Raw genomic sequence first — 16,243 nt, 5'->3', positions numbered from 1 at the left:
CCCTAGGCCCCCAGCAGCGCCCTTGCGCTCTCGAGCGCGGCAGGAATGCCCGAGACGTCAGGCCCGCCGGCCTGGGCCATGTTGGGCCTGCCGCCACCGCGGCCACCGACCCTCTCGGCCGCGCACCTGATGACGTCCCCGGCCTTGAAGCCAGAGGACACGGCGACGTCGGTTCCTGCGGCAAGGAGCGCAACCTTGCCGTCAGGGGAGGCGGAGGCAAGCACGCAGGCGACGGGGTCCGCGGGGAAGGCGTCGCGGATCGAGTCCCAGACGGAGCGCAGCTCCTTGCCGCCAAGGCCCTCGAGGGATGCGATGACGCAACGGTAGCCCTCAAGCTGGAGGGCGGACTTGATGGCGCTGGCGACCTGGTCGCTCGAGGCCCCCACGGTGACGCTTTCGAGCTTCTTGCGAGCCTCCCGCAGGTCTGCCTCGAGGGACTCGACGCGGGCCATGACGTCCTTGGGGCGGCACTTGAGGCTTGCCGCGACGTCTCCCAGGAGGGCGATGCGCTCGTCCACGTACTCGATGGCGCCGGCAGAGGTCACGGCCTCGAGCCTGCGGGCGTTGGAGCCAACGGAGCTCTCGGAGACGATCTTGAAGAGACCCAGCTCGGCGGTGTTGCGGGCATGGGTGCCGCCGCAGAGCTCGCGCGAGAAGGGACTCTCGCCCTCGCCCGTGGACACCACGCGCACGGTCTCGCCGTACTTCTCGCCGAACAGGGCGACGGCGCCGGAAGCCTTGGCCTCCTCGATGCCCATGACCTTGGTGACGATGGGCTCGGCGGCAAAGATCTCCGCGTTCACAAGGCCCTCGACGCGGGCGAGCTCATCGGCGGTCATCGCCTCGAAGTGCGTGAAGTCGAAGCGCAGGCGATCCGGGGCGACGAGAGAGCCGGCCTGGCTCACATGCTCGCCCAGGACCTGCTTGAGGGCGCTGTCAAGCAGGTGGGTCGCGGTGTGGTTGCGGCGGATGAGCTCGCGCCTGCCGTGATCGATGGACGCGGTGACGACGTCTCCCAGCTTGAGCTCCCCGGCCACCAGCTCGCCCTCGTGGCCCACGAGGCCACCCCCATGGTGCTTCGCATCAACGACCACGAAGCTCAGGGAGGAGCCGCCCAGCTTGCCGGTGTCTCCCACCTGGCCGCCCATCTCGGCATAGAAGCTGGTCCTGTCGAGGACGACCTCAACCTTCTGGCCGGCAGGGGCAGACTCGAGCTCGGCTCCGTCCTCGGAGACGATGGCAAGCACCCGGGCACCCTCGCAGGTGTCCTGCTCGTAGCCGCAGAACTCGGTCTCGGGCAGGCGGTCGGAAAGGGAGACCCACACGTTGTTGGCCTTGCCCCAGGCGTCGCGGTTCGCGCTGGCCCGCGCGCGCTCCTTCTGGGCCTGCATGGCGGCGTTGAAGCCGTCCATGTCCGTGGCGTGACCGGCGCCCTCGGCGATCTCGACCGTGAGGTCGATGGGGAAGCCGTAGGTGTCGTGCAGGCGGAAGGCGAGCTCGCCGGGAAGGACACCGCCCTCCTCGAGGTCCCCGAGCGCGCCGGCAAGCATTGCCTCGCCGGCGTCAAGGGTTGCGCCGAAGCGCTCCTCCTCGGCGGTGATGATGCCGTCGATGAGCGCCTGGTTCTCGGTCAGCTGGGGATAGACGTCGGCCATGAGGCGCATGACCTCGTGGCTGTAGCTGGTGAGGAAGGAGCCCTTCACGCCCATCAGACGACCATGGTAGACGGCGCGCCTGAGCAGGCGGCGCAGCACGTAGCCGCGTCCCTCGTTGCCCGGCAGGATGCCGTCGCCGATCATGAAGGTCACGGCTCGGGAGTGGTCGGCGAGGATGCGCAGGCTCTTGTCCACGGCCTCGGAGCTGTGGTAGCGGACGCTTGCCAGGACCTCGCCCACGTGGATGAGGGAACGCAGCACGTCGCCCTCGTAGTTGGAGCCCTCGTGCTGCATGATGGCGGCAATGCGCTCCAGGCCCATGCCGGTGTCGATGTTTCGGTGGGGCAGCTCGGGCATGGAGCCGTCCTCCTGGCGGTCGTACTGGGTGAAGACCAGGTTCCAGAACTCGAGGTAGCGGTCCCCGTCGTCTCCGGGGGCCTCTCCCTCGAACTCGGGACCCTGGTCAAAGTAGATCTCCGAGCAGGGGCCGCAGGGGCCGGTGGGGCCGGCCGCCCAGAAGTTGTCCTCCTCACCCAGGCGGGAGATGTGGTCGTACTCGACGCCCTGGGCGTGCCAGAGCTCGATGGCCTCGTCGTCGTTCTCGAAGACCGTCATGTAGAGGCGGTCCTTGGGGAGGCCCAGGTGCTCGGTGCCGGTGATGAACTCCCAGGCCCAGGCGATGGCATCCGCCTTGGAGTAGCCACCGAAGGAGAAGTTGCCCAACATCTCGAAGAAGGAGAGGTGGCGGGCATCGCCGATGTTCTCGATGTCATTGGTGCGCAAGCACTTCTGGCAGGAGGTGGCGCCGATCTCGCGCATGGTCTTGGTGCCCTGGTAGTACTCCTTGAACTGGTTCATGCCGGCGTTTGCCAGGAGGAGCGAGGGGTCCTCGGGGATGAGGGACGAGGAGGGATAGAGCTTGCATCCCTTGGACTCGAAGAATTTGAGGTAGTCTCGGCGGATCTCAGCCGTGGTCATGGTCTTGTAGTCGGCGGTGCTCATGGTTCTCCTTGCTGCTCAGCCCAAAGGGGCGGACTCGACCCATCAATGATACGTGTACAGGGCTCAAAGGGCCACGCGAACTTGCGCTACGCGCCCTTCTCCTTCTCTTGCGCATCGGCGGTGGACGCATCCCGCGCGTTCAGGATGCGCGTGGCGAGAGACCCTCTCCGTCCTCGCGGAGGCTCGTCCGCCACGGGACAGCGCGCACCCTTGGAGCTCACCAAAAGGGTACTCTCGAAGAACTTGTCATCATCCAGGGCGTCGAAGGCAGGAAGCGGCACCCCCTCGTCATCATGAAACGGCGTGCTCTGGAAGAGCGCACCCTCGTAGGAGACCAGCTGCCGTCCCGTCTTGGTCTCGAAGTAGTAGACGAAGACGCTCCTGATGGCAGCCGTGAGAGGTATTGCCAGCACCATGCCCAGCATGCCACCCAGGGCGCTTCCGATGATGATGCCAACCAGCGAGAGCGCCGGGTGCACCTTGACCGCCGAGCGCATGACCAAGGGTGAGATCAGGTTGTCGGTGACGTTTTGGGCGATGACCGAGACGACGAGGGTCTCGAGCGCCAGGGCGGGGCTCGCGAAGAGCGCGAGGAGCATGGCAAGGCCCGCCGCCAGCCAGGGGCCGATGACGGGAACGAAGTGCAAGACGCCCACGACGATGCCCATGAGCCCCGCGTAGGGATGCCCTATCAGGGCGAAGCCGGCAAAGGAGAGCAGCCCTCCCGCAGCCGAGGTGATCACGATGCCACGCATGTAGCCGCCCATCGAACGGCTCATGACGGCCAGCACCACGAAGAGCTCGTCCTCGTGGGCGGGTCCTGCGACGACGCCAAGCTCGCGGACGATGCGCGGGTAGTCCTTTGCCAGCCAGTAGGCAAGCACCAGGCCCAGGAATAGGGTGAAGAGGTTGTTCACCAGCGAGACGACGTTGCTCACGAAGCCGGAGGAGAGCTTCTCGATGAGCTCGGTCGAGGCATTGAGCCCCATGTTGGAAAGGGCGGCAAGGAGTTGGTCCAGGACGGTCTGGACCTCTTGGGTGCGGGAGCTTCCGAAGGCGTCCCAGAACTGGCTCGCGGCGGCTCGCAGCTGCGAGACGTAGCGCGGCATGCGCTGCAGCATGTCCACCAGCTGGTTGAGGAAGGCGGGCCCCAGGACGACCCCCGCGAGCACGACCACCGAGACCAGCAGGAGCAGGGCGAGAAGCGCCGCCAAGGCACGGGGCACGCCCCTCCTCTCGAGAGCGTTGGTGACGGGACTGCATATGAAGCCCAGCACCACACCGACAAGGAGCAGCTCCACGGCCGGCCACACCAGGCCCAGCGCCCTGACCACCAGGACTGCGGCAAGCATGCAGCCGACGAGCGCCCACGCATGCGCGCCCACGCGCCTGGCGCGGACAGTGCCGCTTGCCTCCTGGCCGCTCTCGCCGTGATCGATCATGGGAATGCCTCCAGCCATGCGGGCGCTACTGCATGAGCCCCTCGGGGTCGATGCGCTCCTGGATCTTCTTGAGGGTCCTTCTGAGGAGGCGCGAGACCTGCACCTGCGAGATGCCCAGACGGCCCGCGATCTCTACCTGCGTGAGGCCCTCGAGGAAGCGCATACCGATGATCTCCTGCTCGCGCGGGGAGAAGTCGCGCATGGTCTCCTCGATGATCATGCGGTCATCGGAGGAGGCAAGGTCCTCGTCCTCGCTTGCGTAGTGGTCTATGACGGAGGGGGCGTCGTCTGAGGACGAGCCTCCCTCCAGGGGCACGGAGCTGTAGGCGCTGGAGGACTCCATGGCCTCGAGCACCTCCTCGACCGTGCTGTCGAGCGCATGGGCGATCTCCTCGACCGACGGGCTGCGCTGCAGCTCCTTGGTGAGCTCGTCGGTCATCTGGTTGACCTTGCTCGAGAGCTCCTGCAGGCGTCGGGGGACGCGCACGGACCAGCCCTTGTCGCGGAAGTGGCGACGGATCTCTCCCATGATGGTGGGCGTGGCGAAGGTGGTGAACTCAAGGCCTCGCTCGGGCTCGAAGCGATCGATCGCCTTGATGAGACCGATGGTGCCCACCTGGATGAGGTCGTCCAGGGGCTCGCCACGGTTCTTGAACTTGGAGGCGAGGAAGCGGACGAGGTTCAGGTGGCTCATCACCAGCTGCTCGCGGGCGTCCTCGTCACCCTCGTCCTTGTAGCGCCTGAACAGCTCGCGCGTGCGCCCCTTGTCCCAGGCCACCGTGCCCTTGGGCATGTGGCGAGAGAGACGGCGGCGCGAGGAGGCGCGAGTCTCCGCGTCAGCGTTAGGCATGGGCCTTGCCCGCCCTCATGACCAGGTGGAGGTAGCCTTCCTCGGTCACGTCGAAGTCATCGCAGACCGCAGAGAGCAAGAGCTCGATGAGCGAGATGTCGACGCTGCCCGCCTCTATCTCGTCGTCATGGGCATCCCCCAGCAGAAAGTCCATGTCGATGCCATCGTCCACCAGCTCGAAGCTGACCTCGCAGGTCTCGGGCATGGTGGCGCAGCTGAAGACGAAGCCCTCCTCGGCTGCCATGCGCACGTCCTCCACGTCATCCACGCTCATGTCGCAGAGGACGGCGAGGTTTGCCGCCATCATGCGGACGGCTCGCGCGTAGCTTGCCTCGGCAGGGATGCTGAGACGAACGGTCTTGTCCTGCATAGGGTGCTGCTCCTTAGCTTCGGGCGGAGTCTGCTGCGACTTCCGCATCCTGGTTCTGGGAGGTGAGCTCGCTGTAGCTCACGTAGCCGCTTGCGGCTGGCGCATCCTGAAGGGGCTGGTCGGCCTCTGGCGCGACGGCAGCCTCCCCAAGCTGTGAGGGTTGCGCGCCGGACCTGCCCGCAATGCGGCCGACGAGGCCGGAGACGCTGGACACGGCGTTGGTGGCAACCTGGCCCACCGCGTCGGAGACGCCGGCGGCGGTTCCGGAGACGGTCGAGACGTCGCCCAGGATGCCATTGACGCGCGAAAGGGCCTCGTTGGCCGCATCCAGGGACCCGTTGGCCTTCTCGACCAGGGGGTCTATCTGCTTGATGGCCGGCTGCATGTCGTCCATGGCACCATCCAGCTTGGCGATGATCGGCTGGATCTGCTCGATGGTCTCGTTGGCAGAGCGCGTCACCTGTTCAACGCTTGAGCGGGCCTTGCGCATGGTGAGGGCAAGCTCCACCACGGCCCAGGTGCCAGCTGCCGCCAGCAAGATCAGCATGATGCCCATCGGAGAAAGATCCATGCTCGCTTCCCTCTTCCCTTGTGGTTCGGCGGCGAGATGCCCGCCCGTCGCCTGCGTTGCGCATCATTCTACCCAAATGGCGTTGGCCCCAGCGCAGGGGAGGCAACAGGGGACGACTAGGACTGCGGGCCCTCCTCGTGGTCATGGCCCCAGGACTCTATGCGCCACGCCTCCCATCCCCGCGGGCCAGGGTGGTAGAAGTCCCCCCTCTCAAGGCCATCCGGAAGGTACTGCTGGAACACCCACCCCGTGGGATAGTCATGCGGATAGAGGTAGGGACCGTACTCGTCAGACCCCGGACGGTGACGGTCGCGCAGGTGGTTGGGCACCTCGCGCCTGGGGCCCTGTCGCACCTCGGCAAGGGCACGCCCAAGGGCCAGGTAGGCCGCATTGGACTTGGGCGCGAGGGCCATGTAGACCACGGCCTGGGCCAGATTGATGCGGCACTCCGGCATGCCGATGACCTCGCACGCCTTGAAGGCGGCCTCGGCCACCAGAAGCGCCTGCGGGTCTGCGTTGCCTATGTCCTCAGAGGCGAGGATGAATATTCGACGCGCGATGAACTTGGGGTTCTCTCCAGCGTCCAGCATGCGGGCGAGCCAGTAGAGCGCCGCGTCCGGGTCGCTGCCACGCATGGACTTTATGAAGGCGGAGATGATGTCGTAATGCATGTCGCCGGACTTGTCGTAGGCGAGGCCGCGGCGCGGGTTTGCCTCGCGCACGTGACGCAGTTCTATGGCAACGCGGTCCCCTGCGCCAGGGGACTCGGCGTCACCGCTCGGGCTTGCCATCTGGCTGGCAAGCTCCAGCGAGGTGAGGGCGCTCCGGGCATCCCCACCCGCCAGGGTGACGATCTCATCCAGGGCCTCGTCCGCAAGAGAGAAGCGACCCTGCAGGCCGGATTCGTCTTCCAGCGCGCGAAGGACCAGGGTGCGCAGGGACCCCTCGTCCAGCGCCGTCAGCTCAACCACGCGCGAGCGGCTGATGAGGGCGGAGTTGACCTCGAAGTAGGGGTTCTCGGTTGTGGCACCGACCAGCACGACGGTGCGGTCTTCCACGGCATGCAGCAGGGCATCCTGCTGCGAGCGGTTGAAACGATGGATCTCGTCCACGAAGAGGATGGTGCGCCTGCCCTGCGTGAGCAGGCGGCTCTCGGCGAGGTCCGTCTCGCGCCGCAGGTCCTTCACCGTGCCCGTGATGGCCGAGACCTCGACAAACTCCGCATGCGTCGTGTGTGCGATGATCCGCGCCAGGGTTGTCTTGCCCGTGCCCGCAGGCCCATAGAGGATGACCGACGAGAGCGTGTCGTGCTCGATGGCACGCCTGAGCCAGGAGCCCTGGCCAACGGCCTGCTCCTGGCCCACGTACTCGTCTAGGGACTGTGGGCGCATGCGCACCGCAAGAGGCGCGTTTGCCTTGCGCTTGTAGCGCTCTGCCTGTGAGAAGAGGGTATCCATGACAGCAATTGTAGACCAGGGGCCGAAGGCCTATGCCCGCACGCCATCGAAGTAGCTGCGCTGCGGGAAGAGCCTGCGGGCCTCGGGGAAGAGCGCCTCGCAGCTGGCAATGAAGTAATCGTCCGTCATGGCGCTGATGAAGTCGCAGACCGTCTGGTCTGGGTCCGCCTCGAAGTCATGCGTGCGGCCGTAATGGGAGAGATGCCTCTCCAGCGGGCGAATGTGCTGCGCGAAGATGGCGCTCTCCTCCCTGCCGGCACGCAGGGCCCCGAGCTCGTGCTCGTAGAGCAGGCCGAAGAGCTCCTCGACGCCCTGGGCGAAGTCGCCGTTCACCTCGCTGGCGGCGTAGATCTTCTGGTAGTTCTCGCGCTTCGCGCGCCTGAGCTCCGCAAAGCCCTCCTCGCTCATCTCCACGCGCGGCTTGCCCAGGCTGTTCTCCACCACATCCGCCGCAAAGGCGGACAGCGCCCAGGCGTTGTAGGCCCCGCCCAGCCCGTCATCGAAGCCGTCGGCGTCCACCAGGTGCGCACGCAGGGCGTCCTGGCGGTCCTTGCCCACGTAGGCGATCATGTCCGAGACGCGCACCACACAGCCCTCGAGCGTCATGGGACGCAGCTTGCCTATGGCGAGGTCTCCCCTCTCCCAGCACCCGTCAACAATGCGGTCGAACTCCTCAAAGCCGGAGAGCCCGCTCGTCTCGAACGTCTGCTGCTCGAACTCTCCGTTGTGGCAGATGATGCCGTCAAGCGCCTGCAGAGAGAGGTTGCGCCCATAGAGCACGTCCAACACGCGCACGCTCTGAACGTTGTGAAAGAACCAGCGACCCGTGCACTGGTGGTAGATGCCATTGAGGAAGCGCTCCCCCGCATGGCCGAAGGGCGTGTGGCCCACGTCATGCCCCAGGGCGATCGCCTCGATGAGGTCGAGGTTGAGCCCCAGCGCGCGGCCGATGTCACGGGCGACGCGCCCCACCATCTGCTCGTGCAGGCCCCGGCGGCAGATGTCGTCGTCGGGGCGGAAGGAGAACACCTGGGTCTTGCCATTGAGTCGATTGTACGCAGGCGTGTGCAGGACCTTCTCGCAGTCGCGCACGAAGGCGGGGCGCAGCACGCTGGCACCGTCATGGTCTGGGTTGCGACGCAGGACCTGCTCGTCCCTTGTGGCGAAGGGCGAGAGACCGCCCGCGCGTCGGAGCTGCAGGACCTGCTCGCTCGCGCGGGGCGAGAGCCTGCCGGAAAGTGTTGGCGCCATGGGATTAACGAGCTGGGGCATGCTTCCTCCAAACAATGTGGCGGGACCTGGGCCAGCCCGTCCCCGCCGTCTGGTTTTCTGTTCACAGCATAGCGCGGGGGGGGCGGACAGCAATTAGGCGTCGTCCCCTTCCAGGGGCGTGGGAGGGGCACAGACCTCGTCCACGAGCCTCAGCCCCAGCTCCTGCGCAAGGCGTGCGAGGGAATCGCTGGCCTCGGGGGCTGCATGCCGCTCGAAGATGGCAGCCTTCCCTTCGCTCGCCGGCGCTTCGCCCTCATCCATCTGGGCAAACTCCTTCCGGAGCTCGGCCTCGACGCGTGCCGAGAGGAAGCATTGCTCGTTGGAGGGGGTGACCCGCAGCCCAAGCTTGCGCTGAAGCCTGAGCGACGCCCTGTTGTCTGGATATATCTCCCCCCAGGGCACAAGGCCCAGAGAGAGCTGCTCGTTGATCTTGGCGGCCTCGAGCGCCTGGGCCCAGCCGGCCCTGCGGTGTCCCTCGAAGACCTCCAACATGCCCATGGATCCCTCGGGATGCTCGCCGATGAAGCCCACGAGCTCGCCTCCCTCGAAGCCACCCAGGACCTTCCCCGCGGCAAGGAGCGCCCTCACCTGGTCGTCCGTCTGATACTCGGGATGGCTGTAGCGGGCGCGCACCTGGCTGAAGTGGCTCTCGTCCAGGACGCGGATGTCCTTGCTGGCATCAGGCTCAAGGGGATCGGAGCCCTCGTAGATGGCCAGATGGTAGGGAGAGACCTCCCCCAGGCCATGCGTCAGCTCGATGTCCCTCACCAGGCCGGGCTCGAGCGCGTCCACCACCTGCCCCTTCATGACGGCGGCGATAACGGAGCGGCCAAGCTCGTAATCAGACGCCCAGAAGAGCTCCTGACCGTCCGGGAGCTCCAGCAGCACGCAGCCCACGCGCGCGAAGACCACGCGCCCCAGCCCCCTTCGCACGGCCTCCACCAGCGGGAAGGCCCTCCTGGGAGCGTCTCTGAGCGCCTCCTTGGCGCGGGCGCGCAGGACGTCTTGGCCCGTCTCGTCCGTCGCCTCGATGCTTGCGGCCAAGCGCAGGGCAAGCTGGCGCTGTCCCTGGGGGTTGGGGTGCTCGAAGCCGTCCGCCATGAGCGAGGTCTTGGGGTCGAGCAGGCGCCGGCCGTCCACCAGGCGCATCTGGTCGTGAGGGGCGCAGTGCGCCGCAAGGAAGATGGGGACGCGCTCCCAGCAGCTCATGCTGTGGGAGGGATAGCCCTGCTCGTCATGCCAGAGCGGCGTGAGCACCCAGGTGGGGACCGCGGGCCAGAGCCTTGAGACCTCCAGCAGGTAGGAGCGGATGTCCCTGGTCACCCGGCGGTCCAGGCAGTGCTCGTAGCGGTAGTTGGCGCCAAACTCGACAACGATCTTCTGGGGGGAGACGCCCTCGGCAAAGCCGTAGAAGGAGCCAGGCTGGAAGACCTGTCCCCCCAGGCCCTGGTTCACCAGGTCAAGACCCAGCCTCTGGGACAGAAGGGCGCACCAGCTGAGCGCGGGGTCGTCAGACACGAAGCCCTGCGCTATGGAGTCCCCCAGCACCAGAAGCTGCGGGCGCGGGTCCACGGGCTCCAGAAACGTGCCGTTCCCCAAAACGTCCCTGATCACGCAGCCGCGCAGGCACGGGAGCCACACGCGCACGTGATGCTTGCCCCCGAACCCGGGAAGCTGCATGATGCCACCCGCAGGGGCGCCGTCCGGGTCGTCCAGCGCGAAGGCCATGAGCTCCTCGTCTTGGCCCGGCATCGCGGCCGCGACATGGCGGCCGTCCACGTCCAGGGAGACGCCGTCGTGCGGCATACGCGCCTCAACCTGCGCTCCGTCCACGTAGTCGAGCACGGCCCTGGTTGCGCTGGGCTCCTCGTCCACTCGCAGCTCCACGACGATCTCGGATGAGTCGGTGGTCAGCTCCAGGCAGATGCCTGCCGTGGTGCGCGCCATCTGCCTGAAAAGACCCGGATGCCAGGCCTGGCAGCTGCCAAGGGCGCGCATCTGGTCTGCCGAGAAGCGCCAGGGCCTCACCCAGCCGCCTCCCTCGTCCACGCATCGCAGCTGCCCGTGCAGGAAGTCTTTGCCAGCGCCCCTCAGAAGGTCGCCGGCAGGGCTCTCTTTCCCTGTCATCTCGCTCAGCCTCATCGACGTCTCTCATTTCAGCTTCGTGTAGTCGCTCGGCGCTGTCATTCTCTCAGAGTTTGGGGAACGCGGCACCCGAGAAGCACGCGCCCTCAACCACCTCGCGCACCACCGCGTAGTCGCGCAGGAGGTCCCCCATGCGCCAGCGGGCGTTTGCGGGGCTGGTGGAGGGCAGCACCTCGCAGGGTATGCCGAGCTCTGGCTCGATGAGCCTTCGGTAGAGCCTGCCCGCCGTGGAGCCCGTACAGAAGATGCGCCGAATGGGGGCTGCCTCCAGGATGGGCCTGAGGTCATTTGCCACGGGGCTGGCTATCGAGGCGTCCGAGGCGCCCTTAATCTCCGCGCTTCGGAGCACGTCATGCAGGGCGAGGTGGTGGTTGCGCAGGAACGAGCGTCTCTCCTCCAGGTCCTTCGGCGGCAGCTCCTCCCAGAGCGCGGCCATGAGCGGCCAGAAGCGGTTCTGGGGATGCCCGTAATGGAAGCCCCTCTCGCGCGACTTGGGGCTGGGAAGGCTGCCCAGGAGCAGAACGTAGCTGTCCTCGAAGAAGACCGCAGGCAGCGGGGACGATACCAGCTCAGGGTCGCCCATCCTACTCCCCCTCTCGAACGGGCTCGTAGAACTCAGCCCCGTCGTCCAGGCGCAGCATGCTCACCTGGCCCATGCCCGCACCGCTCGCGGCGCCCGAGTCGATGTCCCAGCGGTCCGCCACCATGCAGGTGGCAGCGCAGGCGCCGACGCGCACGATGCGACAGCGGCCGTCGTCGCCGAGGGGCATGCGTCCCATGCGGTCCGCCATGCCCGGCAGGTAGAGGCTGGGGGTATGCCCCGCAACTACCACGGGCCCCTCTCCCCGCTCGTTCAGGAGGTGGGTGGGCTGGCCCCAGAACTCGTCCCTGATCCAGAGGAGGTCGTCCCTGCGCTGGGTGGCGAGCAGCTGCTCCAAGACATCGTCCGTCCAGGTCTCGGCAGGGGCGAGGCCCGTCGTGGCAATGCCGGCATGCACCAGGATGTAGGGTCTCTCGCCCACGAAGGCATGCGCGTAGCTGGGAAGCGACGCAATCCAGTCGAGCAGCTCGATGCGCTTGAGGTCGTCCATCGCGCGCAGGCCCTCGGCCGTGCTCGTGCCGCCGTTGCGCTCCCAGTTGAGGCGCACCACAGGGTCGGACTGGTCGCGCAGGTAGGAGAGCATGAGGTCCTCGTGGTTGCCCATGAGGACCACCGACCTGGGGAGGCCGCGGCAGAGCTGCATGACGCCCACGGGGTCAGGGCCGCGGTCGATCATGTCGCCCAGCATGTAGATGCGGTCGGCCGAGGAGGGAGAGACCCTCTCGAGCAAGCGATCGAGCGCGGCCAGGTGTCCGTGCACGTCTGAGAAAGCGTAGCTTGCCATTGTCCCTACCTCTCCAAGAGGACGCCATGCGGGCGATGCGTGGCGCCACGTCTACCCTCTACCCTACCAGCACCCAGGCCCCACATCAGCGGGGCACGCGCAGGCGATGGTAGCGCTCGCGTGTGACGCGCAGCCTCCAGGGGGCGGTGGAGCCGATCTCGACCAGGCGGCCGCCCGTCTGGTCCTTGGCGCAACCCCTCACCAGACGGACAAGCTCCTCCATGCTTGCCTCGAGCGCGCTTCCCTTGAGCCTGCACTCCCAGATGACCGCCACGGTCCAGCCGCTGGCGATGAGCCCCTCCACGTCGCGGCGGTCGCGCGCGCGGTTGCGCTGGAACTTGGCCTGCCAGAACTCGACGTTTGACCTGGGGAGGGGAAGGTTGCAGTAGGGACAGCGATGCCAGTAGCAGCCGTTCACGAAGATGGCCAGCCTGCGCCCCGGGTAGCAGATGTCGGGCCTCCCCGGGGCCTTCTTCCAGTGCAGGCGATAACCTGTAAGGCCCGCCTGCCTCAGAGCCGAGCGAACAAGCAGCTCTGGCTTGGTGTTCTTGCTCTTGTTGGCCTGCATCACGTGACGCGTGGCTGCGCTGACCCCTTCCACGCCGCCCCTATGCGCCTGCCGGAGGCATGGCCTGGGCCATGGCTGGGTCCTGGGTGGGGACGCAGGCCCGTGGCTCGGGCGCGGGCGGCTCTTCCAGTCTGACGGGGTCTGTGGGCTGGCCCGAGAAGTTGAGGTTGCCCGTGAGCCGCTTGGCAGAGAGCTCGCCGAACCCCGGAGAGAAGAACGCGCGCTCGGCGTCGAACACGCGCGAGAGCGCCTCCTCATAGAGGTCCCAGAAGCTCTCGGTGCTCGGCTCACCCGTGAAGGGGTTTTCCCAGACCGCGTGCTCCTCGTTCGCGAAGTCAGAGTGCTCCGATGCTCGGTTGCGATGCGACATGGCCGCATACAGGGAATAGCGGCGATGCGCAAGGGCGCGCTCCAACGGCGAGAGAACCAGGGTCTTCCCCTTGGCGGGCGTGTAGAACAGCCTCTGGACGCGGCGGAACGCCCTGACGGCGCGGGTGTAGCAGTCGAGGTCCAGCGTGCGGCTGAAGGTCCAGAGGTTCATGTAGAAGTAGAGCTTGTCGATGACGGCAAGCGTCTGGTCGGAGGCGCGCAGCACCTCGCTGTAGGGCTTGAAGCTGCGGACGGTCCTGTGCAGCTTGCGATAGAGGACCATCTCGTCTATGTCGCGCTCTATCTCCGCATGCACCGGCGTTCCATCCGAGCGGTCGAGGCCATTCACCCCGGCGTCACAAAGCATGTACTCGGTGGAGAAGACCAACGGGTGCACGCTGCTGTCCAGCAGGTAGTGGCAGAGGAAGCCTGCCGCATACGCCCTGCCCACGTTTCTCTCGGCGTTCGAGAGCATACTGAGCGCGTCATGAAGCGAGCTCAGAAGCTTTGCCGGGCGCACATGGTGCATGAGGCTGCCAACGTGGTTGGACTCGGCCACGCGAGGGTCCGCGATGAGGTAGAAGAGGGGGTCCGGCCCCTGGTTGCCCAGGAGGAAGGCGTCCCTCTCCTCGGGCGTGTTCATGCCAAGCTGGGCCGCGACGTCCGCGAAGGCGTCCCGGCCAAAGAACTCGTGTGTCAGGATCGCAGGCATGTGTGGCCTCCCTCTTACGCGATGCCTGGGACTTCCATGGTCAAGTTTTGTCGCGCGTGATGCAAGTGGCAAAAGAGGCTTTACGCGGCAGACACAAGCTCTGCATGCGCGTCATCCGGTATTGGATACGGGCCAGGCGGGCCGCTCACCGTCACGGGTCTTGCTCCTGTCCGAAAGGAGCTGCCGTCCACGTACAATGTGCGCTGTCACGCAGGCCTTATGGAGGGGGACACCGTGGGAAAGCAGCGTATGACCAAGGCCGAGAAGAGCTGGATCATGTATGACGTGGGCAACTCGGCGCTGATGCTTCTGGCCACAAGCGTCATCCCCATCTACTTCAAGTCGCTCGCCGACGGACCGGCCCTGGTTGCCTGGAGCTACGCCGAGACCATCGCGTCTTTGGTGATTGCACTGCTCATGCCCATACTGGGATCGATTGCCGACATGCAGGGAATGAAGAAGAAATTCATCATCGGCACCGTGGGCACCGGCGTTGTCGCCACCGTTGCCATGGGCTTTCCCACCAGCGCCACCGCGTTCCTTGTGGTGTACGTGCTCTCGTCCGTTGCACTGAACTCGTCGATCGTCTTCTACGACGCGCTGCTGGTTGACGCAACCACCGACGAGCGCATGGACGAGGTCTCCAGCCAGGGCTATGCCTGGGGCTACATCGGAAGCGTGGTGCCGTTCATCCTCTGCCTGGCGGTGGTGCTGGGCAAGGACAGGATCGGGATCACGCTCCAGACCGCCATGCAGATCTCCTTCGCGCTGACTGCCGCCTGGTGGGTGCTTTTCACCGTCCCCATGCTGCGTGACGTACAGCAGACCCACTTCAAGCCGCTCGAGAGCCACGCCTTCTTGCGCGCCGTGGGCGGCATTGGCAAGACGCTCAAGGACATCTGGGCGAACCGCACCATGCGCTACTTCATCATTGCCTACTTCTTCTACATCGACGGCGTGCACACCATCATCAAGCTCTCCACGAGCTATGGCTCCGACCTGGGCATCGAGGGGGCGCAACTGGTGCTGGCGCTGCTGGTGACGCAGTTCGTGGCGTTCCCCTCGGCCATCATCTACGGCAAGCTGGGACGCAAGCTGGGCACCAAGACCATGCTCCTGGTGGGCATTGGCGGCTACACCTTCATCACCTGCTTTGCCGCGTTCTTCCTGCGCAGCGCCATCGAGTTCTGGTTCCTGGCCATCATGGTGGGCCTCTTCCAGGGAGGGATCCAGGCGCTCTCGCGCTCCGAGTTCGGAAAGCTCTGCCCCAAGGAGCACGCCAACGAGTACTTCGGCTTCTTCGACATCTTCGGCAAGTACGCGGCCATCATGGGCACCTTCATCGTGGGCACCATGACTGCCAGCACCGGCAACGGCAGCCTGGGCGTGTTCTCCATCGTCATCCTGTTCGTGGTGGGCTTCGTGATGATGCTCAAGGTCCCCGACAGGCAGGGCGAGGAGAGGTAGCGCCACCGCGGCGCCCGACACAACGCGGCTTCTCGCCCACCTCGCCGGCGCCTCTCGCCACAGCAACCTTCAGAGCCCCACAGGAAAAAATTTTTCCTGTGGGGATTTCCTACAGTCTTCAGCTGGGCTGGGGGGTGGCGTGGGAATTATGAGAGAGGGGCGAAGCGAGAGGTGGCGTAGTCGATCTGGTAGCCCTTGGCGCAGTTGTAGACCTCGAGACGCTCGTTGATGGCACCGTCCGAGGAGAGCACGTCCACCATCACCGACCGGCAGACCGGCTCGTCTCCCTCGTACAGGGGCGTTGCCACGTACTGCACGCTCACCTGGGGATACGCGTCGAGCCAGCGGCGGATTGCCGTCTCGAACATGTCCATGCCGCCCTGGCCGTCGTTGGCCCCCACGTTGAGCATGCGCGTGCCCGTGACGAGGTTCTCCGCCTCGTCGCTTCCACCCAACGACTTTGCCAGCAGGTGACAGCGGTTCCAGAACCATCCGTGATACACCCGTCCGCTAGGAAGCTCGATGGCAACCTCCTCGTTGCCCCGCGGCCAACCGGACGGATTGGGCAGGTTGCGCAAGCGCTCCCGCGCGCGACCCGCGTCCATCATGGGCTTGTCTATGCACGCCCTCACGCGGCCGGCACGGCCAAGCCCGTCGAGAGGCGCATACTCCACCTGCCCGGGCTCGAGCGTGCCCTCGATCTTGGCCTCCCCCACCAATCGCAGGTAGTTGGGGCTCTCGGACTCATCCCAGAGGGAGTAGGAGGCGCCCGCGCCCAGGCGCCCAGCGCCTAAGGGGCCAGCCAGAACATCCGGCGCGCACGCCGAGAGCAGAAGCAGCAGCACGCTCGCGCAGAGCGCTACCGCAACCGCCCGTTTCCGCACAACACTTCGCACGTACGCCCCCTTCCGTTGCCCCGGCCGGAGTCTAACACCCTGGCCGGACAAGATCTTGGCGCTGGTATGAAACCCCGACCCT

The 16,243-nt window shown here is 66.2% G+C and carries 14 protein-coding genes; 1 reads left to right on the top strand and 13 read right to left on the bottom strand.

Features of this window, described 5'->3' with window-relative positions; all coding sequences use genetic code 11:
- Positions 1 to 2: 2 nt before the first annotated feature.
- The 12 genes from alaS to CZ375_RS02445 all read right to left on the bottom strand — a co-directional run bounded on the left by alaS (position 3) and on the right by CZ375_RS02445 (position 13,798).
- The gene (gene alaS, locus CZ375_RS02500) at positions 3 to 2,657 is read right to left on the bottom strand and encodes an alanine--tRNA ligase (protein WP_077597739.1); all 2,655 of its coding nucleotides are present in this window, start codon (positions 2,655 to 2,657) and stop codon (positions 3 to 5) included.
- Positions 2,658 to 2,743: 86 nt separating this feature from the next.
- Positions 2,744 to 4,099 carry an AI-2E family transporter gene (locus CZ375_RS02495; protein WP_077598729.1) on the bottom strand — a complete coding sequence of 452 codons (1,356 nt, stop codon included), beginning with the start codon at positions 4,097 to 4,099 and terminating at the stop codon, positions 2,744 to 2,746.
- Between the two features lie 25 nt (positions 4,100 to 4,124).
- Entirely contained in the window at positions 4,125 to 4,949 is an 825-nt protein-coding gene (locus CZ375_RS02490; RefSeq protein WP_077597738.1) for a SigB/SigF/SigG family RNA polymerase sigma factor, read from the bottom strand.
- Entirely contained in the window at positions 4,942 to 5,319 is a 378-nt protein-coding gene (locus tag CZ375_RS02485) for an ATP-binding protein (protein WP_077597737.1), read from the bottom strand. Before CZ375_RS02485 ends, CZ375_RS02490 begins: the two co-directional genes overlap by 8 nt.
- 13 nt (positions 5,320 to 5,332) lie before the next feature.
- On the bottom strand, positions 5,333 to 5,890 hold the full coding sequence (locus CZ375_RS02480; RefSeq protein WP_077597736.1) for a DUF948 domain-containing protein: 558 nt from the start codon (positions 5,888 to 5,890) through the stop codon (positions 5,333 to 5,335).
- Positions 5,891 to 6,006: 116 nt separating this feature from the next.
- The gene (locus CZ375_RS02475; RefSeq protein WP_077597735.1) at positions 6,007 to 7,347 is read right to left on the bottom strand and encodes a replication-associated recombination protein A; all 1,341 of its coding nucleotides are present in this window, start codon (positions 7,345 to 7,347) and stop codon (positions 6,007 to 6,009) included.
- 30 nt (positions 7,348 to 7,377) lie between these two features.
- Entirely contained in the window at positions 7,378 to 8,619 is a 1,242-nt protein-coding gene (locus CZ375_RS02470; RefSeq protein ID WP_077597734.1) for a deoxyguanosinetriphosphate triphosphohydrolase family protein, read from the bottom strand.
- A 93-nt stretch (positions 8,620 to 8,712) separates the two neighbouring features.
- Entirely contained in the window at positions 8,713 to 10,761 is a 2,049-nt protein-coding gene (locus CZ375_RS02465) for a GDSL-type esterase/lipase family protein (RefSeq protein WP_077597733.1), read from the bottom strand.
- A 49-nt stretch (positions 10,762 to 10,810) separates the two neighbouring features.
- Positions 10,811 to 11,347 (bottom strand): DNA-deoxyinosine glycosylase, encoded by a 537-nt coding sequence (locus CZ375_RS02460; RefSeq protein ID WP_077597732.1) that lies wholly within the window; start codon positions 11,345 to 11,347, stop codon positions 10,811 to 10,813.
- Between the two features lies 1 nt (position 11,348).
- Positions 11,349 to 12,149 carry a metallophosphoesterase gene (locus CZ375_RS02455; protein ID WP_077597731.1) on the bottom strand — a complete coding sequence of 267 codons (801 nt, stop codon included), beginning with the start codon at positions 12,147 to 12,149 and terminating at the stop codon, positions 11,349 to 11,351.
- 85 nt (positions 12,150 to 12,234) lie between these two features.
- Positions 12,235 to 12,750: a very short patch repair endonuclease gene (locus CZ375_RS02450; RefSeq protein ID WP_234966815.1), complete on the bottom strand. Its 516-nt coding sequence runs from the start codon at positions 12,748 to 12,750 to the stop codon at positions 12,235 to 12,237.
- Between the two features lie 7 nt (positions 12,751 to 12,757).
- Positions 12,758 to 13,798, bottom strand: coding sequence for a zinc dependent phospholipase C family protein (locus tag CZ375_RS02445; protein ID WP_077597729.1), 1,041 nt, complete (start codon positions 13,796 to 13,798; stop codon positions 12,758 to 12,760).
- 234 nt (positions 13,799 to 14,032) lie between these two features.
- Between CZ375_RS02445 and CZ375_RS02440 the strand changes: the two genes are divergently transcribed.
- Positions 14,033 to 15,265, top strand: coding sequence for an MFS transporter (locus CZ375_RS02440; protein WP_077598728.1), 1,233 nt, complete (start codon positions 14,033 to 14,035; stop codon positions 15,263 to 15,265).
- 146 nt (positions 15,266 to 15,411) lie between these two features.
- Here the strand turns inward: CZ375_RS02440 and CZ375_RS02435 are convergent, their stop codons facing one another.
- Positions 15,412 to 16,161: a DNA/RNA non-specific endonuclease gene (locus CZ375_RS02435; protein WP_234966813.1), complete on the bottom strand. Its 750-nt coding sequence runs from the start codon at positions 16,159 to 16,161 to the stop codon at positions 15,412 to 15,414.
- Between the last annotated feature and the right edge of the window lie 82 nt (positions 16,162 to 16,243).

The sequence above is a fragment of the Olsenella urininfantis genome (genome assembly GCF_900155635.1).
Classification (GTDB): domain Bacteria; phylum Actinomycetota; class Coriobacteriia; order Coriobacteriales; family Atopobiaceae; genus Olsenella_G; species Olsenella_G urininfantis.
Note: the sequence above shows the minus strand (reverse complement) of the source record. Positions and strands in the feature narration are given on the sequence as shown.